At 39.9% G+C, this 24,496-nt stretch carries 24 protein-coding genes; 17 read left to right on the forward strand and 7 right to left on the reverse strand.

Annotated elements, in window-relative coordinates; all coding sequences use genetic code 11:
• Window positions 1–3 precede the first annotated feature (3 nt).
• The 9 genes from lpxD to tilS all read left to right on the forward strand — a co-directional run bounded on the left by lpxD (window position 4) and on the right by tilS (window position 11,078).
• Window positions 4–1,041 carry a UDP-3-O-(3-hydroxymyristoyl)glucosamine N-acyltransferase gene (gene lpxD / locus PR834_RS18730; RefSeq protein WP_004257454.1) on the forward strand — a complete coding sequence of 346 codons (1,038 nt, stop codon included), beginning with the start codon at window positions 4–6 and terminating at the stop codon, window positions 1,039–1,041.
• A gap of 128 nt (window positions 1,042–1,169) precedes the next feature.
• A complete protein-coding gene (fabZ, locus tag PR834_RS18735; protein WP_004257450.1) occupies window positions 1,170–1,622 on the forward strand; it encodes a 3-hydroxyacyl-ACP dehydratase FabZ in 453 nt (150 codons plus the stop codon).
• A gap of 1 nt (window position 1,623) precedes the next feature.
• A complete protein-coding gene (gene lpxA / locus PR834_RS18740; protein WP_004257444.1) occupies window positions 1,624–2,421 on the forward strand; it encodes an acyl-ACP--UDP-N-acetylglucosamine O-acyltransferase in 798 nt (265 codons plus the stop codon).
• Window positions 2,422–2,465: 44 nt separating this feature from the next.
• Window positions 2,466–3,617: a lipid-A-disaccharide synthase gene (gene lpxB, locus PR834_RS18745; RefSeq protein ID WP_272536857.1), complete on the forward strand. Its 1,152-nt coding sequence runs from the start codon at window positions 2,466–2,468 to the stop codon at window positions 3,615–3,617.
• Window positions 3,617–4,210: a ribonuclease HII gene (gene rnhB, locus PR834_RS18750; RefSeq protein WP_004257437.1), complete on the forward strand. Its 594-nt coding sequence runs from the start codon at window positions 3,617–3,619 to the stop codon at window positions 4,208–4,210. Before lpxB ends, rnhB begins: the two co-directional genes overlap by 1 nt.
• Window positions 4,211–4,221: 11 nt before the next feature.
• Entirely contained in the window at window positions 4,222–7,704 is a 3,483-nt protein-coding gene (dnaE, locus tag PR834_RS18755; RefSeq protein ID WP_036957990.1) for a DNA polymerase III subunit alpha, read from the forward strand.
• 12 nt (window positions 7,705–7,716) lie between these two features.
• Window positions 7,717–8,676, forward strand: coding sequence for an acetyl-CoA carboxylase carboxyl transferase subunit alpha (gene accA / locus PR834_RS18760; RefSeq protein ID WP_004257429.1), 960 nt, complete (start codon window positions 7,717–7,719; stop codon window positions 8,674–8,676).
• 148 nt (window positions 8,677–8,824) lie between these two features.
• On the forward strand, window positions 8,825–9,712 hold the full coding sequence (locus PR834_RS18765; RefSeq protein ID WP_272536858.1) for a DMT family transporter: 888 nt from the start codon (window positions 8,825–8,827) through the stop codon (window positions 9,710–9,712).
• A 13-nt stretch (window positions 9,713–9,725) separates the two neighbouring features.
• On the forward strand, window positions 9,726–11,078 hold the full coding sequence (tilS, locus tag PR834_RS18770; RefSeq protein WP_112307290.1) for a tRNA lysidine(34) synthetase TilS: 1,353 nt from the start codon (window positions 9,726–9,728) through the stop codon (window positions 11,076–11,078).
• 63 nt (window positions 11,079–11,141) lie between these two features.
• Here the strand turns inward: tilS and rof are convergent, their stop codons facing one another.
• On the reverse strand, window positions 11,142–11,405 hold the full coding sequence (rof, locus tag PR834_RS18775; RefSeq protein ID WP_004257417.1) for a Rho-binding antiterminator: 264 nt from the start codon (window positions 11,403–11,405) through the stop codon (window positions 11,142–11,144).
• A 271-nt stretch (window positions 11,406–11,676) separates the two neighbouring features.
• Here rof and PR834_RS18780 point away from each other — a divergent pair, with 271 nt between their 5' ends.
• The 7 genes from PR834_RS18780 (at window position 11,677) to chbG (ending at window position 18,028) form a co-directional block, all read left to right on the forward strand.
• Complete coding sequence (locus PR834_RS18780) at window positions 11,677–12,333, forward strand: copper resistance protein NlpE N-terminal domain-containing protein (protein ID WP_094961144.1); 657 nt, start codon at window positions 11,677–11,679, stop codon at window positions 12,331–12,333.
• Between the two features lie 372 nt (window positions 12,334–12,705).
• On the forward strand, window positions 12,706–13,026 hold the full coding sequence (locus PR834_RS18785; RefSeq protein ID WP_094961145.1) for a PTS sugar transporter subunit IIB: 321 nt from the start codon (window positions 12,706–12,708) through the stop codon (window positions 13,024–13,026).
• 114 nt (window positions 13,027–13,140) lie between these two features.
• Window positions 13,141–14,499, forward strand: coding sequence for a PTS N,N'-diacetylchitobiose transporter subunit IIC (chbC, locus tag PR834_RS18790; protein WP_196732513.1), 1,359 nt, complete (start codon window positions 13,141–13,143; stop codon window positions 14,497–14,499).
• 44 nt (window positions 14,500–14,543) lie between these two features.
• Window positions 14,544–14,891, forward strand: coding sequence for a PTS N,N'-diacetylchitobiose transporter subunit IIA (gene chbA / locus PR834_RS18795; protein ID WP_004257393.1), 348 nt, complete (start codon window positions 14,544–14,546; stop codon window positions 14,889–14,891).
• 10 nt (window positions 14,892–14,901) lie between these two features.
• Window positions 14,902–15,768, forward strand: a complete 867-nt coding sequence (gene chbR, locus PR834_RS18800) for a transcriptional regulator ChbR (RefSeq protein WP_094961147.1) — start codon at window positions 14,902–14,904, stop codon at window positions 15,766–15,768.
• Between the two features lie 110 nt (window positions 15,769–15,878).
• The gene (locus PR834_RS18805) at window positions 15,879–17,237 is read left to right on the forward strand and encodes a 6-phospho-beta-glucosidase (RefSeq protein ID WP_094961148.1); all 1,359 of its coding nucleotides are present in this window, start codon (window positions 15,879–15,881) and stop codon (window positions 17,235–17,237) included.
• 35 nt (window positions 17,238–17,272) lie between these two features.
• On the forward strand, window positions 17,273–18,028 hold the full coding sequence (gene chbG / locus PR834_RS18810; protein ID WP_094961149.1) for a chitin disaccharide deacetylase: 756 nt from the start codon (window positions 17,273–17,275) through the stop codon (window positions 18,026–18,028).
• 62 nt (window positions 18,029–18,090) lie between these two features.
• Here the strand turns inward: chbG and proS are convergent, their stop codons facing one another.
• From proS to metN, 6 genes are all read right to left on the reverse strand, one after another.
• Entirely contained in the window at window positions 18,091–19,809 is a 1,719-nt protein-coding gene (gene proS, locus PR834_RS18815; RefSeq protein WP_004257383.1) for a proline--tRNA ligase, read from the reverse strand.
• A gap of 99 nt (window positions 19,810–19,908) precedes the next feature.
• A complete protein-coding gene (tsaA, locus tag PR834_RS18820) occupies window positions 19,909–20,628 on the reverse strand; it encodes a tRNA (N6-threonylcarbamoyladenosine(37)-N6)-methyltransferase TrmO (RefSeq protein ID WP_196725197.1) in 720 nt (239 codons plus the stop codon).
• Window positions 20,629–20,635: 7 nt separating this feature from the next.
• Window positions 20,636–21,037 carry an Rcs stress response system protein RcsF gene (gene rcsF / locus PR834_RS18825; protein WP_004257380.1) on the reverse strand — a complete coding sequence of 134 codons (402 nt, stop codon included), beginning with the start codon at window positions 21,035–21,037 and terminating at the stop codon, window positions 20,636–20,638.
• Between the two features lie 126 nt (window positions 21,038–21,163).
• Window positions 21,164–21,985 carry a MetQ/NlpA family lipoprotein gene (locus tag PR834_RS18830; protein ID WP_004257378.1) on the reverse strand — a complete coding sequence of 274 codons (822 nt, stop codon included), beginning with the start codon at window positions 21,983–21,985 and terminating at the stop codon, window positions 21,164–21,166.
• Window positions 21,986–22,044: 59 nt separating this feature from the next.
• A complete protein-coding gene (gene metI, locus PR834_RS18835) occupies window positions 22,045–22,698 on the reverse strand; it encodes a methionine ABC transporter permease MetI (RefSeq protein WP_004257375.1) in 654 nt (217 codons plus the stop codon).
• The gene (gene metN, locus PR834_RS18840) at window positions 22,691–23,722 is read right to left on the reverse strand and encodes a methionine ABC transporter ATP-binding protein MetN (protein WP_136135603.1); all 1,032 of its coding nucleotides are present in this window, start codon (window positions 23,720–23,722) and stop codon (window positions 22,691–22,693) included. Before metN ends, metI begins: the two co-directional genes overlap by 8 nt.
• 168 nt (window positions 23,723–23,890) lie before the next feature.
• Here metN and gmhB point away from each other — a divergent pair, with 168 nt between their 5' ends.
• A complete protein-coding gene (gene gmhB / locus PR834_RS18845; RefSeq protein WP_110591297.1) occupies window positions 23,891–24,457 on the forward strand; it encodes a D-glycero-beta-D-manno-heptose 1,7-bisphosphate 7-phosphatase in 567 nt (188 codons plus the stop codon).
• Window positions 24,458–24,496 lie beyond the last annotated feature (39 nt).

Here is a 24,496-nt window from a genome sequence, read left to right on the forward strand (position 1 = left end):
TAGATGTCTTCAATTCGATTGGCTGACCTTGCTCAGCAGTTGAATGCGCAATTACACGGTGATGGTGATATTACCATCACCGGTATTGCTCCAATGCATTCAGCGAATAATCAACAGATTACTTTTCTATCTGACAGCCGTTATAGTGACAAATTGGCAGATTGCCAAGCTGCAGCGGTGGTTCTCACAGCAAAAGATCTTGAAGCATGCAAAGTGGCTGCTCTGGTAGTGGATAACCCATACCTTGCTTATGCACGCATGGCTCAAATTATGGATACAACGCCAAGCCCAGCTGAAGATATCCATGCATCAGCGGTAATTGCTGATGATGCAAAACTTGGTAAGAATGTCGCAATTGGCGCAAATGCCGTTATCGAAAGTGGTGTTGAGCTTGGCGATAATGTGGTGATTGGCGCAGGTTGTTTTGTGGGCAAAAATACGCGTATTGGTACAGGAACCCGTTTGTGGGCGAATGTCAGCGTATACCACAATGTTGAGATTGGCGAACACTGTTTAGTTCAATCTGGCACAGTCATTGGCTCTGATGGTTTCGGCTATGCGAATGATCGTGGTAATTGGATCAAAATTCCTCAATTAGGCACAGTGATCATCGGCGATCGTGTTGAGATCGGTGCGAGTACAACCATTGACCGAGGTGCTTTAGATAACACAGTAATTGGCAATGGGGTTATTATCGATAACCAGTGCCAAATTGCACACAATGTCATAATTGGTGATAATACCGCAGTTGCTGGTGGTGTTATCATGGCTGGTAGTTTAAAAATCGGCCGTTACTGTATGATTGGTGGTGCCAGTGTCATCAACGGCCATATGGAAATTTGCGATAAGGTCACAGTAACAGGAATGGGGATGGTCATGAGACCTATCACTGAACCAGGAGTATATTCTTCAGGGATTCCTTTACAGCCTAATAAAACTTGGCGTAAAACAGCTGCTTTAGTCTTAAATATCAATGAGATAAATAAGCGACTGAAACATGTTGAGCGTGAATTAGATAGCCAAAATCAAAAAAAACAGTAATCATTTTGTAATTCAGGCTAAAATAGTTATCTGAGTTACGTTTTCCGGCCTGCCAGTTAACCTAATTTAAGGTTAAAGCAGGCCGATTCATTAATTAAACCGTATTAATAGACAGGAAGAGTATTTCGATGAGTGATAATCATACTCTGAATATAGAAGAAATCTTAGAACTGCTTCCGCACCGTTACCCATTCCTTCTGGTTGACCGTGTATTGGATTTTGAAAAAGGCAAATCATTACGTGCAGTGAAAAATGTGTCATTTAACGAGCCATTTTTCCAAGGACACTTCCCAAGTAAACCTATTTTCCCTGGTGTATTGATTTTAGAAGCCATGGCGCAAGCGACAGGAATTCTTGCGTTTAAAAGCGTTGGAAAATTAGAGCCGGGTGAGTTGTACTATTTTGCAGCGATAGACAATGCGCGTTTTAAACGTCCCGTTCTACCAGGAGACCAAATGGTCTTAGAAGTAGAATTTATCAAAGAACGTCGCGGAGTTGCACGTTTTAAAGGTGTTGCTAAAGTTGATGGAGAAGTGGCCTGCGAAGCAGAAATGATGTGCGCCCGTCGTCGTGAGGTCTGATATGATTGATAAAACAGCCTATATTCATCCATCCTCTATCGTAGAAGATGGAGCTATCATCGGTGCCAATGTTCATATTGGCCCTTTTTGTTATATTGGCGCGAATGTTGAAATTGGTGAAGGCACTGAACTGAAATCTCATGTTGTCGTTAATGGCCATACAAAAATTGGTCGTGACAATGTGATTTTCCAGTTCGCTTCCATTGGTGAGATTAATCAAGATCTTAAATACCAAGGCGAACCAACGCGAGTTGAAATCGGGGACAGAAACCGTATTCGTGAAAGCGTAACCATTCACCGTGGTACTGTTCAAGATGTTGGCCTGACAAAAGTGGGCAATGATAACTTACTGATGGTGAATGTGCATATTGCTCATGATTGTATCATTGGAAACCGTTGTATTATTGCAAATAACGGTACTCTAGGTGGTCATGTAACACTTGGTGATTATGCCATTATTGGTGGGATGACCGCAGTTCACCAGTTTTGTAAAATTGGTGCTCATGTTATGGTTGGTGGCTGCTCTGGTGTTGCACAAGATGTGCCGCCTTATGTCATTGCACAAGGTAACCACGCGACACCATTTGGTTTAAATCTTGAAGGTCTAAAACGCCGTGGTTTTGAAAAAGAATCACTACATGCTATTCGTAATGCATACAAGGTGTTATATCGTTCAGGTAAATCGTTAGAAGAAGCTCGTGAAGAAATCGCAGAAGCGGCAAAAGCGAATGAACACGTTAAAGTGTTTAGTGATTTCTTAGAGGATTCAGCGCAGTCTAAACGTGGTATTATTCGTTAATCTAGTATTAATGAATCGAGGCCTTTAATAAGGAGCGAATTTCGGTGAATAATAGCCGCCCACTTACTATTGGCCTTGTTGCCGGAGAAACATCTGGTGATATTCTCGGTGCGGGGCTTATCCGTGCACTTAAAGAGCAAATACCAGATGCTCGCTTTGTTGGTGTTGCTGGCCCTTTAATGCAAGCTGAAGGTTGTGAAGCTTGGTATGAAATGGAAGAGCTTGCCGTCATGGGTATCGTTGAAGTCCTCGGCCGCCTACCTCGGTTATTATCCATCCGTAAGGATCTAACCCAGCGTTTTATCGAATTACAGCCAGATGTTTTTGTTGGAATTGATGCCCCTGATTTTAATATTACCCTTGAGGGGCGCTTAAAATCGAAAGGGATTAAAACCATTCATTATGTTAGCCCATCAGTTTGGGCATGGCGTCAAAAACGGGTATTTAAAATCGGTCGTTCAACGAATTTAGTATTAGCTTTCTTACCTTTTGAAAAAGCCTTTTACGATCGTTTTAATGTTCCTTGCCGTTTTATCGGGCACACAATGGCGGATGCCATTCCATTACACCCTGATAAACAAGCCGCTCGACATCGACTGAATATTCCTGAGCATGTTAAATGTTTAGCCTTACTGCCAGGAAGTCGTCATTCAGAAGTCGAAATGCTAAGCGCAGATTTTCTTAATACAGCGAAAATATTACAGCGTAATATCCCGGATTTACATATTGTGGTGCCGTTGGTGAATGAAAAACGCCGCCAGCAGTTTCATGAGATAAAGCAAAATACTACGCCTGAACTGCAAATTCATACTTTAGATGGCCAAGCTCGTGATGCAATGATTGCAGCAGATGCGACTTTACTAGCATCAGGAACGGCAGCACTTGAATGTATGCTAACAAAATGCCCAATGGTGGTGGGGTATCGTATGAAACCTTTCACCTTCTGGTTGGCAAAACGGTTAGTGAAAACGCCGTATGTTTCTTTGCCTAATTTGTTAGCAGGAAAAGAGATTGTCAAAGAGTTACTACAAGAGGATTGCCAGCCTGATAAACTCGCACAGCAGTTGCTTCCACTCCTAGAGGGTGGCGAGCGGGTTGAAAACCTGAAAGAAACTTTTTTACAATTACATCAGCTTATTCGTTGTGACGCAGATAAACAAGCTGCTGAAGCTGTATTAGATATGGTCAAAAATTAATGGAATTTATCTATCCAAAAGCAAATTTAATCGCGGGTGTTGACGAAGTGGGTCGAGGCCCATTAGTCGGAGCTGTAGTGACAGCAGCGGTGATTCTTGATCCCAATAACCCTATTATAGGGTTGGCAGACTCAAAAAAACTCACCGAAAAAAAACGTGAGAAATTATTTGATGAAATTCAAGAAAAAGCATTGTGTTGGTGTATTGGTCGCGCAGAACCAGAAGAAATTGATAATATAAATATATTACATGCAACTATGTTAGCTATGCAGCGCGCTGTTGCCGGTTTATCCATTATTCCTGAGTATGTTTTAATTGATGGTAACCGTTGTCCTGAATTGCCAATGCCTTCACAAGCAGTAATTAAGGGCGACAGCCTAGTACAAGAAATTAGCGCAGCATCCATTTTAGCTAAAGTGATTAGGGATAGGGAAATGGTTGAGTTGGACAAAGCTTTTCCTGAATATGGTTTTGCGAAGCATAAAGGCTACCCAACCGCGTATCATTTAGAAAAATTGGCGCAGTATGGTGCAACCGAATTCCATCGTAAAAGCTTTGCTCCTGTGAGAAGAGCTTTAGACAGCAATAAGTAGGTATTAGGTCGATGGCATCACCTCGTTTTATTCATTTACGTGTTCACAGTGACTATTCCATGATTGATGGGCTAGCCAAAACAGGGCCACTGGTTAAAAAAGTGGCTTCAATGGGTATGCCTGCATTCGCGATCACCGATTTTACTAACCTTTGCGGGTTAGTCCGGTTTTATGGTGCAGCGCATGGTGCAGGGATCAAACCCATTATTGGCGCTGATTTTTATGTGGAAAGTGAATTATTAGGTGATGAAATATCTCACCTAACTGTTTTAGCACGTAATAATGAAGGCTATCAAAACCTTACCTTACTAATTTCTGAAGCATACCAAAAGGGCTATGGTGCGGTTGGGCCAACGATAAAACGTGAATGGTTGGCCAAGCACAAAGACGGCTTGATTCTACTGTCCGGTGGCCGTAAAGGGGATGTCGGGCAATTTCTATTAAGGGGAAACCAATCCTTAGTGGATGAGTGCCTTGCATTCTATGAAACTCATTTCCCAGATAGCTACTATTTAGAGTTAGTCAGAACAGGCCGGCCTGATGAAGAAAGTTATCTACATGCGGCTGTCGAGTTAGCGACTAAAAAAGGCCTACCTGTCGTTGCAACGAATGATGTTTGTTTCATTGAAAGTAGTGATTTTGACGCTCATGAAATACGTGTTGCTATCCATGATGGTTTTACATTAGCAGATCCAAAAAGGCCTAAAAATTATAGCCCTCAGCAATATTTACGTTCCGAAGAAGAGATGTGTGAGCTGTTTGCTGACATCCCTGAAGCGCTAGAAAACAGTGTAGAGATTGCTAAGCGTTGTAATGTGACGATCCGTTTAGGTGAATACTTCTTACCTCAATTCCCAACAGGGGATATGAAAACAGAAGACTTTTTAGTTATGCGCTCTAAAGAAGGGCTCGAAGAGCGTTTAGAATTTCTGTTTCCTGATGAAAAAATCAGGGCAGAAAGACGTCCTGAGTATGATGAACGTTTAGATATCGAACTCAACGTAATCAACCAAATGGGTTTCCCTGGCTACTTCTTGATAGTTATGGAGTTTATCCAATGGTCGAAGGATAACGGCGTACCCGTTGGGCCTGGACGAGGTTCGGGGGCAGGTTCCCTTGTTGCCTACGCACTCAAAATTACTGACCTTGACCCGTTGGAGTTCGATTTACTATTTGAGCGTTTCTTGAACCCTGAGCGTGTTTCGATGCCTGACTTTGACGTCGATTTCTGCATGGAAAAACGCGACCAAGTCATTGATCACGTAGCCCAAATGTATGGGCGTGATGCCGTTTCACAAATCATTACCTTTGGTACGATGGCGGCAAAAGCGGTTATCCGCGACGTGGGGCGTGTACTTGGGCACCCATATGGCTTTGTTGATAGAATTTCTAAATTAGTGCCGCCAGATCCCGGTATGACACTAGAAAAAGCATTCGAAGCAGAGCCACAGCTCCCTGAAATTTATGAAGCTGATGAAGAGGTTAAAGCGCTTATCGATATGGCGCGTAAGCTCGAAGGGGTCACTCGAAATGCCGGTAAACATGCGGGTGGGGTGGTTATCGCTCCAACTAAAATTACTGACTTTGCGCCACTGTATTGTGATGCGGAAGGTAATAACCCCGTCACGCAATTCGATAAAAACGATGTCGAATATGCAGGGCTAGTGAAGTTTGACTTCCTCGGCTTACGGACGTTGACGATCATTAACTGGGCGTTGGAAATGATCAACGCGCGCCGTGCTAAGAAAAACTTAGAGCCGGTTGATATTGCGGCGATTCCGCTGCACGATCAAAAAAGCTTTGATATGCTGCAGCGCTCAGAAACCACGGCAGTATTCCAGTTGGAATCCCGTGGAATGAAGGACTTAATTAAGCGATTACGTCCCGACTGCTTTGAGGATATGATCGCTCTGGTAGCATTATTCCGCCCCGGGCCATTACAATCAGGCATGGTAGATAACTTTATTGACCGTAAGCATGGTCGTGAAGAAATTTCGTATCCAGATGTACAATGGCAACATGAATCATTAAAACCTGTTCTAGAGCCCACATATGGTATTATTTTATACCAAGAACAGGTTATGCAAATTGCTCAGGTTTTAGCCGGTTACACGCTTGGCGGTGCAGATATGCTGCGTCGTGCGATGGGGAAAAAGAAACCTGAAGAAATGGCGAAGCAGCGTTCTGTTTTTGAAGAAGGAGCAATCAAAAACGGGGTAGATGGCGAGTTATCAATGAAAATCTTTGACTTGGTAGAGAAATTTGCCGGTTATGGGTTTAATAAATCGCACTCAGCAGCTTATGCTTTAGTTTCTTATCAAACATTATGGTTAAAAGCTCACTATCCCGCTGAATTTATGGCTGCTGTAATGACCGCTGATATGGACAACACGGAAAAAGTGGTCGGTTTAGTTGATGAATGTTGGCGAATGGGCTTAAAAGTATTGCCACCAGATATCAATAGTGGGCTTTATCACTTCCATGTGAATGATGAAGGTGAGATAGTTTACGGTATTGGTGCAATTAAAGGGGTCGGTGAAGGCCCGATTGAGGCGATTGTTGAAGCGCGTCAACAAGGCGGGATATTTAAAGAGATTTTTGACCTTTGTGCGCGAGTCGATATTAAAAAAATTAATCGTCGTGTGATGGAAAAGCTTATCATGGCAGGGGCATTTGACCGATTAGGCCCTCACCGTGCGGCATTGATGTCTTCCCTTGAAGATGCATTAAAAGCGGCTGACCAACACGCTAAAGCAGAGGCAATAGGCCAAGCAGATATGTTTGGTGTATTAGCGGAAGCACCTGAACAAGTTGAAAGTTCATACGCCAGTGTGCCTAAATGGCCAGAGCAGGTGGTATTGGATGGTGAACGCGAAACGCTTGGTTTATATTTAACAGGGCATCCAATAACGCGATACTTGAGCGAAATAGAGCGCTATACTAATGGGCTTAGATTAAAAGATGTGAACCCCACCCCTCGTGGTCAAGTGACAACTGTGGTAGGTTTAGTACTTTCAGCTAAAGTCATTACAACCAAGCGTGGAAATAGAATAGGTATTTGTACGCTTGATGATCGTTCCGGTCGTCTGGATATTATGTTATTTTCAGATGCACTCGATAAATACCAACATATGTTGGAAAAAGACAATATCCTGATAGCCACCGGTCAGGTCAGCTTTGATGATTTCAATGGTGGTAATAAAATGACAGTGCGTGAGTTAATGGATATTAGTGAAGCAAGGGAGAAATATGCACGAGGGCTTGCAATTTCACTGTCAGATAAACAAATTAACGATCAATTGCTGAACCGGCTTCGCAGTACTCTTGAACCTCATCGTTCAGGAACGATCCCGGTTCATCTGTATTACCAGAAGGATGATGCCAGAGCCAAGCTTAAATTTGGTGTTGTTTGGCGTGTGACGCCAGTGGATCCCCTTCTGAACGATCTTCGAACTCTGCTGGGTAGTGAGCAGGTAGAATTAGAATTTGACTAAAATAGGAATATTATGAGTCTGGATTTTCTTGATTTTGAACAGCCAATCGCGGAATTAGAGGCGAAAATTGATTCTCTAACAGCGGTTAGCCGTCAAGATAACAACTTAGAAGTCAACCTAGATGAAGAGGTTGCTCGTTTACGTGAAAAAAGTGTTGAACTGACACGTAAAATTTTCTCTGATCTAGGAGCTTGGCAAATCGCTAAACTCGCTCGTCATCCACGTCGTCCATATACATTGGATTATATTTCTCGCATTTTTACTGATTTCCAAGAATTAGCAGGTGATCGTGCTTATGCAGATGATAAAGCCATTGTGGGTGGAATGGCGCGTTTAGATGGTCGCCCAGTTATGATTATTGGGCATCAGAAAGGGCGTGAGACAAAAGAAAAAATCCGTCGTAATTTTGGTATGCCAGCCCCAGAAGGTTACCGTAAGGCATTGCGTCTGATGGAACTGGCTGAGCGTTTTAACTTGCCTATTATTACCTTTATTGATACTCCTGGGGCTTATCCGGGCGTTGGTGCTGAAGAGCGTGGTCAGTCAGAGGCTATCGCACGTAATTTACGTGAAATGTCACGTTTATCTGTCCCAGTCATTTGTACTGTTATTGGTGAAGGTGGCTCTGGCGGTGCTCTTGCCATCGGTGTTGGTGATAAAGTCAATATGCTGCAATACAGTACTTATTCTGTTATTTCACCAGAAGGCTGTGCTTCTATTCTATGGAAAAGTGCAGATAAAGCACCACTAGCAGCAGAGGCGATGGGGATTACGGCTCCACGTCTTAAAGAACTGAAATTAATTGATAATGTTATTCCTGAGCCATTAGGCGGTGCACATCGTAATTATGATGAAATTGCGGAACAGCTAAAAGCACGCCTGAATGAGGACTTAAACGAATTAGATGCATTAGATGCCGAAGCGTTGAAAAACCGCCGCTATCAGCGTCTGATGGACTATGGTTATTGCTAATTATTAACCGCTAATCGTTAATAAAAACGGGAGTTTGCTTTTTGCCAGCTCCCGTTTTTTTATTTTTAAGCTAGTCATTTTTAATGATAACAGAGTGTTTTGATTTAAATTATTCATCTGCTGAAAATAATAATAGATAGGAACTAGGGTGCGACAATATAATTATTTGCTATATGCTTTTACTTGCGTATTGATATGGAGCTTTATTCCTATTGTCTCTCGTTTTGGGCAAGAAGGTATGGATAGCTTCCAATTCCTTTTTTGGTCAAACTTAATTTCAGCGATATCTGTAATTATTGTTGCACTTGCTTCTGGGTATCGGCTGACAAAACTGTTTATCTTGCCAAGAGATGTACTAATCAAAGTCTTTGTTCTTGGTTTTCTTGATTGTTTATTCTACTTGTTACTGTATTACGGATATTCCATTGAAAATGGTATCGCCGTATTGGTCATTCAATATAGCTGGCCATTAGTTATTATCTTGTTATCAGTAGTATTGCTAAAAGATAAATTAGCTGGAAGACAAATAATTGGCATCATAGTTGGTTTTATTGCGGTGGTTATTACTTTTACTAAAGGGCAAATTACACAGCTACATGTTGAAAACCCAACAGCGTTATTACTGGTTTTTAGTGGTGCATTTTGCTTTGCACTAATGTCAGTTTTTTCTCGCCAATATTCGATAGACCCCTATATTAGTACTGTGTGGTTATTTATTTTTTCAACGCTAACTTCTTTTGCCTTACTGATACTATTTAGTGAAATGCAGTTACCTTCAAAAGCAGCTTTTTGGCCAACATTGGTTAATGGCATTTTAATCAATGGGGTGTCTTATATTTTGTGGTTTAAGGCGATGAATACAGGTCATTCAGCGAAAATAGCTTCTGTGGTATTTTTATCTCCCATATTATCGGTACTCTGGTTAGTGTTAATCTTAAATGATGTTTTTGAAATTGCGTATGCAATTGGGGTATTACTGGTAATTATTTCTGGTGTTCTGTGTGTTGGCGCAAAAAGCCAAAGCCAGAAGTCGTAAGAAGGGCGAATAAATGGCGCAGCATTCGCAAGTAATTGTTGAACAAGTTCTTAATAAAATAAGTGGTATTCAAAAAATTCTAGTGGGATTCAGTGGTGGTATTGACTCTACGGTTTTATTACATGCACTTTATCTTATTCGGCAACAACGGCTTCCTTCACTAGAAATTCGTGCTATTCATATTCATCATGGCTTGAATAGAAAAGCAAACGAATGGGAGCAGCATTGTGCTCAATTATGTTCACAATGGGACATTCCTTTTATTTGCCGACATGTCGTGGTTGATTCAAGCCAAAAAGGTATTGAAGCAGCAGCACGAGAAGCTCGTTATCAGGCTTACCGAGAAGAATTACAAGAAGGCGAGGTATTAGTTACGGCTCAACATCTTGATGACCAAGCAGAAACTTTCATGTTAGCGTTAAAGCGTGGTAGTGGGCCAGCAGGGTTGTCTTCAATGCCTGAATTATTGAGTTTTTCAGCGTGTTGCGGTTCAACATGGCTATTACGCCCATTACTTTCAACACCCCGTATAGCGCTAGAAGCTTATATGCAAGAGCAACAATTGTCGTGGGTTGAGGACGATAGTAACCAAGATGACCGTTACGATAGAAATTTTTTACGTCTTCATATTATGCCAACTTTGGCTGAGCGCTGGCCACATTTTTCTCATGCTGTCGCGCGCAGTGCAGCGCTATGTGCTGAGCAAGAATCATTACTCGATGAGTTATTAAAAGATACCCTTGAAGGTATGATGGATTACCGAGGGGGCCTATTTATAGATGATTTGCAAGGGTGTTCATCTTCCAAACGTAATGCGTTAATTCGTCGTTGGGTTGGTTTGCACCAATTGCCAATGCCGCCATTTAACCAATTGGAACGTATTTGGCAAGAAGTCGCGTTAGCTCGGCATGATGCAGACCCTATTTGCCGCTTAGGGCAATTTGAAATTCGTCGTTATCAAGGCGCATTGTGGGTTGTTAAGCGCATTAATAGTCTATTAAATAAACAGTTTGAATGGGCTTTTCCTGAGGTTTTTGAGTTACCTGAATCCTTAGGAGTATTACAAGTTATGGAAGGAGAGGGGCAAATACGGCCACCACTTTCGCATGAAAATGTGACAATCCGTTTTGGGCTGCAAGGCACATTGAAAATAGTAGGACGCCATCGTTCCAGAAGCAGTAAGAAGATCTGGCAAGAATTAGGCGTAGCTCCATGGATGAGAGAAAGAGTGCCATTAATTTATTATAACGACCAGCTAATTACCGCAGTAGGGTGCTTTATTACCCCTGAGGGGGTGGTTGATGAAGCGTCTCTGGGCATTGCCATCGATTGGCAAAAAGAGGGTGAATTTAAGGTATTAAATTAATGAGAAGCCCCTTATGACTGTGATTACCATAAGGGGCTATAGAAGGACTCAAAATCGTGAGTATTAGTGAGAGTGGTCGACAACAATTGTGCCGATTTCAGGATGACTGAAGGAAATTATGCAATCCAATCTTAACTCCTTGGTTCCATCATGTGTCTCAACAATCAGGTACTCAACTTTTTTTCGTAGGAGTAAATCACTGGCCTTCCCCTCAATATTCACGCCGTCATTAAGTATTATTTGCAACTTTAGCTGACGTTGGCATGCGATTTCTAGATATTCGTAATCATCACAATTGATAGGTTGATATTCAGTATCTGTAGACATATTCCCTCACCACTGTGTTAGTGGCGGTTATTGCCGCCTTGAACATGTTGTACTAAGCAAAAATGTGCTTAGTACGATAATAGCACAGTAACTTTAATAACTATAATCACAGCGCAGGGAAAAAGACAATTCTTATTCACTAAATCAATACACAACGTATTTTATCAGTAATGTCCGAATTTTCTTATGTTTGACATATTTTTATTAGATGAAATGCTATGATGTTTATATTGGTTAACAAGTTAAAACACATGGTTTTAAGGGAATTATAATGAAAAAATCACTAATGTTAGTCTTAATGGCGGTTGGAAGCATTACGTTAGCTGGCTGCCAGAGTGCGACAAAAAATATTGATGCAGCACCAGTCGATAAAGTCTATACAGGGGTTTTACCTTGCGCGGATTGCTCTGGTATTGAGGCAACATTGTTAGTTAACCAAGATGGTAGTTATGTTGAACAGCTCGTTTACTTAGGAACGAAAGATGGTGATACAGCTTTCCATGATACTGGTAAATGGGATATAGAAAATAATAAACTACGAGCAACTAATCCTAAAGGTGAAAGTACTTATTTTGCCCAATCAGCAGATGGTCAATCAGTGACCTTGCTGGATTTAGACGGTAACCCGATTGAAACACAGATGAATTATACGTTAGACCAAGTTAAGCCAAGTAAAAAAGTGGGGCAGTACCGCTATATGGCTGATGCAGCAGTTTTCAAAGAGTGCGATAGTGGTCGCCAATACGCTGTTTCTGGTGTTGAATTAGAAAAAGCGTATGGAGAAACTGGGGTAGATGGTGGTACACCTGTCTATGCTGAAATTGAAGGTTATTATACCATTCGTCCTTCAATGGAAGATGGCCAGTTTGATTCCGCATTAGTCCCAACAGGTGCAATTAAGTTCGACAAATCTGCTTCTTGCAACTAATTCGTACTTTTTTCTTTCTTAAGAAGACCCACTTCAACTGAAGTGGGTCTTTTTCTTTTTAGGCTGTAAATTACCAATTAAAACGCCGTATTACCCATCTTTAATTTTTTTCTTATCATTATTTGATATCAATATAACTTTTTTATTGACGCAAAATATTTATATAAATGTGAGGATTGTCATGGCTGTTGGTCAATGGGAGACAATTGTTGGTTAGTTTGAATTATCGAAAATGCTGGGAAGGCAGTATACTCAATTCAACTAGAGATAATTAATTGCTTTAGTGTGTAGGGTTGGGTTAGATGATAAGTCTATAAGAAAACTTATAAGTTATAGCGGTAATAAAAAATAGAACGAATCAAAGGATAAGGAATGAATAAGAAAAATATTTATCTATTTTGTTCTGCAGGAATGTCTACCTCACTGCTAGTTAACAAAATGAGACAGCAAGCAGAAAAATACGATGTACCTGTCAATATAGAGGCCTTCCCTGAAAGCTTAGCTTCAGAAAAAGGTGTAGATGCGGATGTGATATTACTCGGCCCGCAAATTGCTTGGATGTTATCGGATATCCAAAAATTATTACCTAACAAGCCAGTTGAAGTTATTGATTCACTTTTGTACGGAAAAGTGGATGGGCTCGGTGTACTAAAAGCTGCCGTTGCAATTATAAAAAAACAAACTGCAAGCTAATACCAAAAAGCTATTTACAACCTCTACAACATAATAACTCCATCAACATTAACGTTATTAACATAACGTAATTAGTTAAGAATGGAGCATACTCAAAAAATTGAGGGTATTTTTATGAGTCTTTTTATCACTTCGCTTGAAAAGGTACTCCTTCCATTCGCTGTTAGATTGGGAAAGCAACCTCATGTTAATGCAATAAAGAATGGTTTTATTCGAATTATGCCTCTGACCTTAGTTGGGGCAATGTTTGTGTTAATTAATAATGTTTTTCTGAGTTTTGATACAGGGTCATTTTTCTATTCTTTGGGGGTTAGACTAGAGCTTTCAACGATAGAAACACTAAATGGTTTTAAAGCCATTGGCGGAAACGTTTATAACGGGACATTGGGAATTATGTCCTTAATGGCACCTTTTTTTATTGCGATGGCACTGGCGGAAGAACGTAAGGTTGATCCACTTGCTGCTGGTTTATTAGCTGTTGCTTCTTTTATGACAGTCACACCATATGACGTCAATGGCGCTTATGCCGTTGGTGCTAATTGGCTCGGTGGGGCTAATATCATTTCAGGGATCATTCTAGGGTTAGTCGTTGCTGAAATGTTCACTTTTATTGTTCGCCGTAATTGGGTGATTAGATTACCAGATAGCGTACCACCATCCGTATCTCGTTCATTCTCTGCACTTATTCCTGGTTTTATCATCTTATCAATTATGGGAATTGTGTCGTGGGCGCTAAGCGGTATTAGTAGTAATTTCCATCAAATCATTATGGACACAGTATCCACACCACTTGCTTCTATGGGGAATGTTGTTGGCTGGGCATATGTTGTATTTACCTCTCTATTATGGTTCTTTGGTATCCATGGTTCTCTCGCATTAACCGCATTAGACAGCGGTATAATGACACCGTGGGCATTAGAAAACGTGTCTTTATATGCAGAGTATGGTTCAGTTGATGCTGCGATTGCTGCGGGTAAATCCTTCCATATGTGGGCAAAACCGATGCTTGACTCCTATGTATTCTTAGGTGGAACGGGCGCTACATTAGGATTAATTATCGCTATTTTTATCGCATCGCGTCGTGCCGACCATCGTCAGGTTGCGAAATTAGCATTACCGGCAGGTATTTTCCAAATTAATGAGCCGATTATTTTTGGTCTACCGATCATTATGAACCCGGTTATGTTTATTCCATTTATTCTTATTCAGCCTTTATTGGCAGGAATAATGGTCGCGGCTTATTATTTAGGGATTATCCCACCAGTGACGAATATCGCACCATGGACAATGCCGACGGGGCTGGCTGCATTCTTCAATACTAATGGTAGTATCGCTGCCTTACTACTTGCATTATTTAACCTTGGTGTGGCTGTACTCGTTTATCTTCCGTTCGTTGTGATTTCTAATAAAGCACAAAACACAATCGATGAAGAAGAGAGTGAAGAAGATATTGCTAACGCACTTAAGTTTTAAAATAAGGGGGAGCTTGCTCCTCCCATCAAAATAGAGATAAAAGTATGTTTGAACTTAATGATATCCAAGAAGATGCGACTATGGATGAACTTGAAGAAGTTGTCATGGGGCTGATTATTAATGCAGGGCAAGCAAGAAGCTTGGCTTATACCGCATTAAAAAAGGCGAAAGAAGGTGATTTTGTGACGGCAAAAAGTTTAATGGCACAATCGCACTCTTCGCTGAATGAGGCGCATAAAGTGCAAACTCAATTGATTGAAAGTGATATGGGTGAAGGACGAATCAAAGTTAGCTTAGTTCTGGTTCATGCACAAGATCATTTAATGAATGCCATGTTAGCCCGTGAATTAATTACAGAGTTAATTGAGTTACATGAAAAATTAAACCATTAGAGAGGGAGCCATGATGCAGGCACTGATGAATAGAACCGACACTAATGCTGAAATTAAACTCGTTCAAGAAAGTGAACTTTTTAATAATAAAACCTTTCATGTCTTTATTTATAATAAAGTTGAGAGTGCAAGTGGACTGCATCAACATGATTATTATGAATATATGATTGTTCTAACGGGGCGTTGTTATCAAATAATTAATGGGAAAAAAGTTTTATTAGAGCGGGGAGATTTTATTTTTCTCCCAATAGGGTCGCATCATGAAAGCTCTTATGATTTTGGGCCTACACGGATACTCAATGTTGGAATTAGTAAATCATTTTTTGATAAACATTATTTACCACTATTACCAAGTTATTTTGTTGCATCGCAAGGCTATCAATTAAAAAATGAATTTATGGCTTATATAGAGTCCGTGATTGCATCATTAAATTTTCGTGATAGTGAATTTAATGAATTTATTGAGTTGGTTACATTTAATGTCGTAAATCGATTACGCCATTATCGTGAAAAAAGTATGCGAGATGATGCCCCTCAATGGCTAAAAAATACATTGGAAGAAATGCATGATATCGCTATGTTTAGTGAAAGTGCTCTACAAAATATGATTTCGATAACGGGAAAATCACAAGAGTACTTAACTCGGGCAACAAAACGCTATTATGGCAAAACGCCAATGCAGATTATTAATGATATCAGAATTAATTTTGCTAAAAAGCAACTCGAAATAACTAATTATTCAATTACGGATATTGCTTTTGAATCCGGTTATAGCAGTCCAAGTTTATTTGTTAAAAAATTTAAAGAGCTAACTTCATTAACACCAAGTGATTACAGAAAAAATCTATTTAGTGTTGAACAAAAAATGGTAGGTTAAATTATTACCTAAATAATCTTCCCATTTCTATGCGTCTCAAGCATATCCATCTTTTTCTATAAAGATGGTGTGCTTTTCTATGTCTATTATAAAGGTACAATGAGGTTAATATGACTCAGAATCAGAAATTAAAAGTTGTCACCATTGGGGGAGGGAGTAGCTACACTCCTGAATTACTAGAAGGTTTTATTAAACGTTACCATGAGTTACCTATTACTGAATTATGGTTAGTGGATGTTGATGAAGGTAAAGAAAAATTAGATATTATCTATAATTTATGCGAGCGCATGGTTAAACATGCCAATATATCACTCAAGATATTTAAAACGCTTGATAGGCGAGAAGCATTAAAAGACGCTGATTTCGTGACGACTCAATTAAGAGTTGGGCAATTAAAAGCACGTGCGTTAGATGAATCAATCCCCTTAAAACATGGTTATTTGGGGCAAGAAACTAATGGTGCTGGTGGCTTATTCAAAGGGCTGCGAACAATACCTGTGATTTTTGATATTATTAAAGATGTCGAAGAAATTTGCCCGAATGCTTGGGTAATTAATTTCACCAACCCCGCAGGTATGGTAACTGAAGCTGTTTATCGCCACACTAACTTCAAACGTTTTATTGGTGTTTGTAATATACCTATCGGTATGAAAATGTTTATTACCGATGTTTTGAAACTATCTGATAGCGATGAATTATCTATCGACTTATTTGGTTTAAATCATATGGTTTTTATCAAAGACGTTATTGTAAATGGTTCATCACGGTTTAATGAGTTATTAGAAGGGATTGCCTCTGGAACATTAAGCGCAAATTCAGTTAAAAATATTACAGACCTTGCTTTTGATGAAGGATTAATTCGTGGATTAAATCTGATCCCATGCTCTTATTTATTGTACTATTTTAAACCTAAGGAAATGCTAGCGATTGAGCTTGGCGAGTATTATAAAGGGGGGGCTAGGGCTCAAGTCGTGCAAAAAGTTGAGCATCAACTCTTTGAACTATATAAAAATCCAACATTAGATGTAAAACCTAAAGAGCTTGAATTAAGAGGTGGAGCTTATTATTCAGATGCCGCTTGTGAAGTCATCAATGCAATATACAATGACAAACAAACGGAGCACTATGTTAATATTCCACATCATGGGCATATTGATAATATTCCTGAAGACTGGACAGTCGAAATGACATGCTTATTAGGTCGTGATGGCGCAAAACCGCACCCACGAGTAAAGCATTTTGATGATAAAGTACTTGGTTTAATTTATACCTTAAAAACTTTTGAAATTACCACTAGCCAAGCTGCAGTAAATGGTCAGTTTAATGATGTTTTATTGGCGATGAATCTAAACCCATTAATTCATTCTGATAACGATGCGCGTTTAATTTCTAAGGAATTACTTATCGCCCATAAAAAACACCTACCGAACTTCGCTAAAGCAATACAACAGCTTGAGCAAGAAGGTTAATTAGCCAAATAGCTTATAGTGTCAAGGGAGAGCATATGGCTGTATTACTTATTGTAAATGCCGATGATTTTGGACTCTGCGAGGCCGTTAATTACGGCATCATTGAATCTCATCGTAATGGAGTTGTTCATTCAACAAGCGCGATGATGAATATGCCTGCAATATCCCATGCGGCTAAATTAAGCCAAGAGAATCCGAATCTGGCAGTGGGGATGCATTTTGTTTTAACGGCTGGGAAGCCTTTCTCATCAATGCCTACTCTCAGCCGTGATGGGCTGTTGGGTAAATGGCTTTGGAATATTGATATTAATGATTTACCATTGATTGAGATTGAACAAGAACTAAATTTGCAATATCAAAAATTTATCGAAATTTTTGGTCAAAAACCGAGCCATATCGATAGCCATCATCATGTTCATATGATTGAGGGTATTTTTCCAATTGTAGTTGCTTTCGCCCAAGAAAAGGGTATTGCATTACGTGTTGATCGCCAATTAGAGAAAAATTGGCCGCCATTATCATATCAAGTGCCAAGCACTGACTGTTTTAGTAGTGAGTTTTATGGTGATCAAATCTCAGAAGCGTTATTTTTGAAGATTATTAATGAAGCTAAAGCACAAGGTAATAATTCTATTGAAGTTATGAGCCATCCTGCTTTTATTGATAATGCGCTATTAAAAAGTAACTATGCTTATCCACGTTTAAATGAATTGGAAGTATTAACATCTGAAAATTTAAAATCACAGATTTTGGCGGATGGTTTTAAGATTGGTTCGTACCGAGACATCTAAAAAAAGAAGCCCAAATTCAAATAACCGAAATTTGGGCTTTATTTTCTAGCTTTTAACTTATTTTATTTACCGAGCTTTCCTTTTAGGAAGCTAATAACATTTTCTAAGCCAACCAATTCTTTATCATCACTACGGCGTGATTTATATTCAATTTGGTTGTTGTCTAAGTTACGGTCACCAATAACGATAGTGTATGGAACACCAATCAGCTCCATATCGGCAAACATCACGCCTGGGCGCTCTTTACGGTCATCGAAAATCACATCAATACCATTTGCTTTTAAGTCAGCGTAAAGTTTTTCTGCAACTTCTTTAACACGATAAGATTTGTGCATATTCATTGGTAAAATAGCCACTTGGAACGGAGCAATTGCATCCGGCCAAATAATTCCGCGGTCATCATGGCTTTGTTCAATAGCAGCGGCAACAATACGCGTTACACCAATGCCATAACAGCCCATGGTGACGATTTGGTTATGTCCATCTTCATTTTGGACTGAAGCTTTCATTGCTTCTGAGTACTTAGTCCCTAATTGGAAAATATGGCCAACTTCGATACCACGTTTAATTTGCAGTACACCTTTACCATCTGGGCTTGGGTCTCCTTCAACAACGTTGCGTAAATCAAAAGCTTCTGGTAACGCCAAATCACGTTCCCAGTTGATGCCAAAATAGTGTTTACCATCAATATTTGCGCCTGCACCAAAGTCGCTCATTACTGCAACGCTACGGTCGATAACAATCGGAAGTGGCATATTGACTGGGCCTAAAGAGCCCGGGCCAGCATTCACTGCATTTCTGATTTCAGCTTCCGTGGCGAATTCTAATGGGCTAGCCACTAATGGGTGTTTTTCTGCTTTGATTTCATTTAACTCATGGTCGCCACGAATTAATAAAGCGACGAGCGTGTGACCTGAATCTTTTTTCGCATGAACAATCAATGTCTTAACAGTTTTTTCAACAGGTAAATTGAATTGCTCAACGAGCTCTGCGATTGTTTTTGCATTAGGCGTATCAACAAGACGCATCTCTTCTGTTGGAGCACAACGTGGCGTTGTTGGTGCTAATGCTTCTGCGAATTCAATGTTAGCGGCATAATCAGATTCGGTAGAGAAAATAACGTCATCTTCACCATTTTTTGCTAATACTTGGAATTCGTGGGATGCGCTACCGCCGATAGAGCCAGTGTCAGCTTGAACGGCACGAAAATCAAAGCCAATACGCGTGAAAATTTTGCTGTAGGCTTCGTACATCGCATCATAGGTTTCTTGCAATGATTCTTGGCTAGTGTGGAAAGAGTATGCATCTTTCATAATAAATTCACGCGAGCGCATCACGCCAAAACGTGGGCGAACTTCATCACGGAATTTGGTTTGAATTTGGAATAAATTCAATGGCAATTGCTTGTAAGAGGTGATTTCGTTACGGACTAAATCTGTGATCACTTCTTCATGGGTCGGGCCGAGAACAAACGGGCGCTCACCACGGTCAACAAAACGCAGCAATTCAGGACCATACTGTTCCCAACGTCCACTTTCTTGCCATAAATCTGCAGGCTGAACGACGGGTAAAGATACCTCGATAGCGCCTGCATTTTCCATTTCTTCACGGACGATGGTTTCTACTTTACGCAGAACACGAACACCAGTGGGTAACCAGTCATACAGACCGGAAGCAAGTTTACGGATCATTCCTGCACGCAGCATCAGCTGATGGCTGATAACTTCTGCATCCGCAGGGGTCTCTTTTAGAGTTGAGAGCAGATATTTGCTAGTACGCATTGTATAGGTTCCATTAGAACAACAAGTTATGGCAAACGACTTATTTGCCAAGGTATATAGTGAGCTAGTCTACCAGTGACGGAGACTTGCCAAAAGGGGTTAACGTGATTTTTCGTATGGTTCGATAGCGAATACTTCAGTCACACCATCAATTACCCGCCAGCGAATATTAAAATCTAATAAATGGACTGCATAGTCACGTGTTTCAGTAGATTGTTTCTTATATGCGGGGCGAGGGTCTTGCATTAAAACTTGTGAAATAAATTGTTTAATACCTGGGTAGTGATTTTGATAATCATCTAATTCAGTTTCTATTTCTGGGGTAAATATAACCTGCATATCATCTGAAGGTATGTCCTGTGCGTACCCTGCAGTTGCGGTTGGTATTGCCTCAGCAAAGGGTAAATAAGGTTTTATATCGATAATAGGGGTGCCATCTACTAAATCAAGGCTACCAAGCTCAAGGATCACTTGACTGTTTTCTATTGTTATTCCATGTAATTCAACAAGAGACATGCCTATTGGGTTTGGTCTAAATGTTGAACGGGTTGCGAAAACACCCATTTTATCATTGCCACCTAGTCTTGGAGGGCGCACTAGCGGTTTCCAGCCATTTTTCATTGTTTGATGAAAAACGAATAGAACCCAAACATGGCTAAATTGACTGAGTCCTCGCACCGCATTTGGGTCGTTGAATGGAGAATGCAGATGTAAGCGTCCCGCACCCCCCTGAACAAGTCCAGGTTGGCGAGGGATTGCAAACTTTTCTTTATAAGGTGATTCAATGTGCCCAATAACATTAAACTGAAAAGATTGCATAAGATATTTATTCAACAATTTGTAATGCACTGCCTTCACAGATAGTTGCCTGATAACAACCTGGAGAGGTCATGGTTTGGCACTGGTGTAAAAGTACGGCATCAGCCGCAATATAGGCAGCTTGTGTTAACATACTGTTTTTTGCGGTATTCAAATTTGCCGGAGGGCTTTGAACGCTTTCTCGACAAGATTCCCCAGAAACAACACCTAAATCTTTGAAAGGCATCCCTAATAATTCTTCTGGGCTATTCATTAATTTAACGTTTGCTGTGTCTGGCTCTGTTACTTTCGGTACAGGTTTAGACAATTTCATACTAGTGAAACCTTTATTTTGCCCTGGACTCGTGTATTGGTTAATTCCACACCCGGCTAACACAAATGTTACCAAAGTGAGCAATAACAGTCTCATAAGTTATACCTTTCTTATATGATTCAAAATAATGCCGCGTTGTTTTTATAGTCTATAAATTACAAAAAATACTAGACGGCGTTAAGCCGTCTAGTATTTTAATCGTTTTTTAAATAATAAAAAAGATTACCAACCTTTAACTGCACCACCATCGAAGACTTCATTAGCTTTGTTTGCTACTTCATCTGATTGATATGCCTGAATAAATTTTTTCACGTTCTCACTATCTTTATTATCTTCACGAGCAACAATAATATTTACGTACGGAGAATCTTTATCTTCAACAAATAAACCATCTTTTGCAGGTGTTAATTTAGGTGTAGCACTACTTGCCCAAGTCGTATTGATAATCGCTAATGCAATTTTTTGGTCATCTAAAGCACGAGGTAATTGAGGCGCTTCTAACTCAACAAATTTCAGGTCTTTCGGGTTTTCAACCACATCTAAAACAGTTGGCATTAAGCCAGTACCATCTTTTAATTTAATTAAACCTTGTTGTTGTAATAACAGCAATGAACGGCCTAAGTTAGTTGGGTCATTTGGTAACGCAATTTGTGAACCATCAGCGAGTTCATCTACCGACTTAATTTTTTTAGAGTAAGCCGCAATTGGATAAATAAAGGTATTTCCAACAGGAACTAATTTGTAGTTACGATCTTTAATTTGTTGATCAAGATAAGGCTTGTGTTGGAATGCGTTCGCATCGATATCGCCTTTACTTAATGCTTCATTAGGTAAAACAAAGTCATTAAATGAAACGAGCTCAACATTTAAACCGTACTTTTCTTTAGCAACTTTCTGTGCGACTTCAGCAACTTCTAATTCTTTGCCCATGATCACACCAACTTTGATGCTGTTGGCATCTTTCTCTTTTTCACCACAACCAGTGAGAACGAGTGTGCCTAATAGCGCGCCGACAACTGCGATAGATTTTAATTTAATAGACATTGGTTTACCCCTTTAAAACGGACTTTATAAGCACCTTAACGGCGCAGCTATTTTACTAACTATCGATGTGAAACTTTTTTCATTAAATACTCGCCACCAAACTGAATTAGGTTTACTAAAATGACGAGGAGAACAATAACGGTATTCATCACAACAGGATTATAAGTTTGATAACCATATTGTAGTGCTATTTGACCTAAACCACCGGCACCAACTGCACCACCCATTGCAGAATATCCGACTAACATAATTAACGTGATAGTGGCTGCATTAATTAAACTTGGCAATGCTTCAGGGATCAAAATCTTACGAATAATCTGAAGCGGAGTCGCTCCCATCGCACGGGCTGATTCAATTAAACCACTTGGAATTTCTAATAACGCATTTTCAACCATGCGAGCAATAAACGGCGCAGCGCCAATTGTTAAAGGAACGATTGCCGCTTTTAAACCAATAGTCGTTCCAACAAGAAACGAAGTTAATGGAATAATCCACACCAGTAAAATAATAAATGGCACAGAGCGGAAAATGTTTACTACAACTGCAAGAGCACGATATAGCCCTACATTCTCCATTACTTGGTCTTTGCGTGTAATATAGAGCAATACACCTAATGGTAAACCTAAAACAAAACCCAAAAAGCCGGAAACAAAGGTCATTGTGATAGTGTCAATTGTGCCGTTAATCAGCAGGTAAATCATTCTCTCAGACATAACCCAAAACCTCTACTTTCACATGATGCTCTTTTAAAAATGCAATTGTGGATTCAACCCCACCATTGATGCCATGTAGCTCTGCGAGCATCACACCAAATTTCACGCCGCCAGCGTAGTCAATTTGTGAACTTAAAATATTAATATCAATATCAAATTTGCGTACAGCCATTGAAATTAAAGGTGCATCAACAGACTGCCCTGTAAATTCGAGCTTGAGTAATGGTGATAAGTCCTTACCTGGGGCCGTTTTTAATCGTTCTTTATAATCATCTGGAATATCAATAACTAATGTTGATTGAATAAACGCTTGAGCGACAGGTGTTTTCGGGTGAGAGAATACTTCACTCACTTTGTCTTGCTCAATTAATTGACCGCCACTTATTACAGCAACTTGATCACAAATACGTTTTACAACATCCATTTCGTGAGTAATTAATAAGATAGTTAAGCCTAATCGACGGTTAATATCTTTTAATAATTCTAAAATTGAACGGGTTGTCGCGGGGTCTAATGCACTTGTCGCTTCATCACATAGTAATACTTTTGGTGAATTAGCTAATGCGCGAGCTATAGCAACACGTTGCTTTTGTCCGCCCGAAAGGTTTGCTGGGTATGCATCTTTCTTTTCAGTTAACCCAACTAAATCGAGTAATTCACTTACACGCTCTATAATTTTTTCTTTAGGCGTATTATCAAGTTCCAAGGGGAGAGCAACGTTATCAAAGACGGTACGTGAAGATAACAGGTTAAAATGCTGGAAAATCATGCCAATGCCGCGACGTGCTCTCGTCAACGTTTTTTCAGTCATTGATGTTAAATCTTGTCCATCAACAATAACTTGGCCTGAAGTTGGGCGTTCAAGCATATTCACGCAACGAATAAGCGTACTTTTACCCGCACCTGAAGCACCAATAACGCCATAGATCTGACCAGCAGGCACATGCAAGCTAATATCAGTAAGCGCTTGAATGTTACGGCTTCCTTGCTGGAAAACTTTATTAATATTTGAGAGCTTTATCATTTATAGTTTCTAACTTTATCTGAATTGTTTTTAGATAGTGTATCTAATAAGGTTGGATGTTAAGGCGTCTAGACGTCTAAGTCAATAAAGATTGTTCTATTTATTCTATTCTCCTTTTATTTCTTTTCATGAGATACTAAAAAGATACTAAATTTTAGGAGTAAACAGGTGAGTAACGGGATCCCAGCAGTCTTTTTAGATAGAGATGGAACAATTAATATCGATCATGGTTATGTACATAAAATTGATGATTTCGAATTTATTGAAGGGTCAATTGAAGCGATGCTCGAATTAAAAAAGATGGGTTATGCATTAGTTATTGTAACTAACCAGTCAGGTATTGGTCGGGGAATTTATACAGAAGACCAGTTTATGCAACTCACAGAATGGATGGATTGGTCATTAGCAGATCGCGGTATCGACTTAGACGGTATTTATTTTTGCCCTCATCATACTGAGGCTACAGTAGAAGAATATCGCCAAGACTGTAATTGCCGTAAACCAAAGCCAGGAATGCTACTAGACGCGCAGGCTTTTTTAAAAATAGACATGGCATCATCTATTATGGTGGGTGATAAACTTGCTGATATGTTGGCAGGCAAAGCCGCTAAAGTCGGTACAACTATATTAGTGAAAAGTGGTGAGCCAGTCACCGATGAAGCAATCAATAATGCAGATATTGTTATTAACAGTATCGCAGAGTTGCCAGAAACGCTAAAAAGAATCAAAAAGTAGCCTTTTTGGGTGGTAAATAGGCAGTTAGAAAAAAAATGT

The organism is Providencia sp. PROV182 (assembly GCF_028480325.1).
GTDB classification, from domain to species: domain Bacteria; phylum Pseudomonadota; class Gammaproteobacteria; order Enterobacterales; family Enterobacteriaceae; genus Providencia; species Providencia hangzhouensis.

Excerpts from the sequence above, each read along its gene's own strand:
- metI (WP_004257375.1), bottom strand. The coding sequence starts at position 22,698 with ATGTCTGAGAGAATGATTTACCTGCTGATTAACGGCACAATTGACACT.
- PR834_RS18785 (WP_094961145.1), top strand. The coding sequence starts at position 12,706 with ATGAATAAGAAAAATATTTATCTATTTTGTTCTGCAGGAATGTCTACC.
- lpxD (WP_004257454.1), top strand. The coding sequence starts at position 4 with ATGTCTTCAATTCGATTGGCTGACCTTGCTCAGCAGTTGAATGCGCAA.
- chbR (WP_094961147.1), top strand. The coding sequence starts at position 14,902 with ATGATGCAGGCACTGATGAATAGAACCGACACTAATGCTGAAATTAAA.
- fabZ (WP_004257450.1), top strand. The coding sequence starts at position 1,170 with ATGAGTGATAATCATACTCTGAATATAGAAGAAATCTTAGAACTGCTT.
- rcsF (WP_004257380.1), bottom strand. The coding sequence starts at position 21,037 with ATGAGACTGTTATTGCTCACTTTGGTAACATTTGTGTTAGCCGGGTGT.
- tilS (WP_112307290.1), top strand. The coding sequence starts at position 9,726 with ATGGCGCAGCATTCGCAAGTAATTGTTGAACAAGTTCTTAATAAAATA.
- PR834_RS18780 (WP_094961144.1), top strand. The coding sequence starts at position 11,677 with ATGAAAAAATCACTAATGTTAGTCTTAATGGCGGTTGGAAGCATTACG.
- PR834_RS18805 (WP_094961148.1), top strand. The coding sequence starts at position 15,879 with ATGACTCAGAATCAGAAATTAAAAGTTGTCACCATTGGGGGAGGGAGT.
- chbC (WP_196732513.1), top strand. The coding sequence starts at position 13,141 with ATGAGTCTTTTTATCACTTCGCTTGAAAAGGTACTCCTTCCATTCGCT.
- tsaA (WP_196725197.1), bottom strand. The coding sequence starts at position 20,628 with ATGCAATCTTTTCAGTTTAATGTTATTGGGCACATTGAATCACCTTAT.
- dnaE (WP_036957990.1), top strand. The coding sequence starts at position 4,222 with ATGGCATCACCTCGTTTTATTCATTTACGTGTTCACAGTGACTATTCC.
- accA (WP_004257429.1), top strand. The coding sequence starts at position 7,717 with ATGAGTCTGGATTTTCTTGATTTTGAACAGCCAATCGCGGAATTAGAG.
- PR834_RS18830 (WP_004257378.1), bottom strand. The coding sequence starts at position 21,985 with ATGTCTATTAAATTAAAATCTATCGCAGTTGTCGGCGCGCTATTAGGC.
- chbA (WP_004257393.1), top strand. The coding sequence starts at position 14,544 with ATGTTTGAACTTAATGATATCCAAGAAGATGCGACTATGGATGAACTT.
- lpxA (WP_004257444.1), top strand. The coding sequence starts at position 1,624 with ATGATTGATAAAACAGCCTATATTCATCCATCCTCTATCGTAGAAGAT.
- rof (WP_004257417.1), bottom strand. The coding sequence starts at position 11,405 with ATGTCTACAGATACTGAATATCAACCTATCAATTGTGATGATTACGAA.
- chbG (WP_094961149.1), top strand. The coding sequence starts at position 17,273 with ATGGCTGTATTACTTATTGTAAATGCCGATGATTTTGGACTCTGCGAG.
- rnhB (WP_004257437.1), top strand. The coding sequence starts at position 3,617 with ATGGAATTTATCTATCCAAAAGCAAATTTAATCGCGGGTGTTGACGAA.
- metN (WP_136135603.1), bottom strand. The coding sequence starts at position 23,722 with ATGATAAAGCTCTCAAATATTAATAAAGTTTTCCAGCAAGGAAGCCGT.
- proS (WP_004257383.1), bottom strand. The coding sequence starts at position 19,809 with ATGCGTACTAGCAAATATCTGCTCTCAACTCTAAAAGAGACCCCTGCG.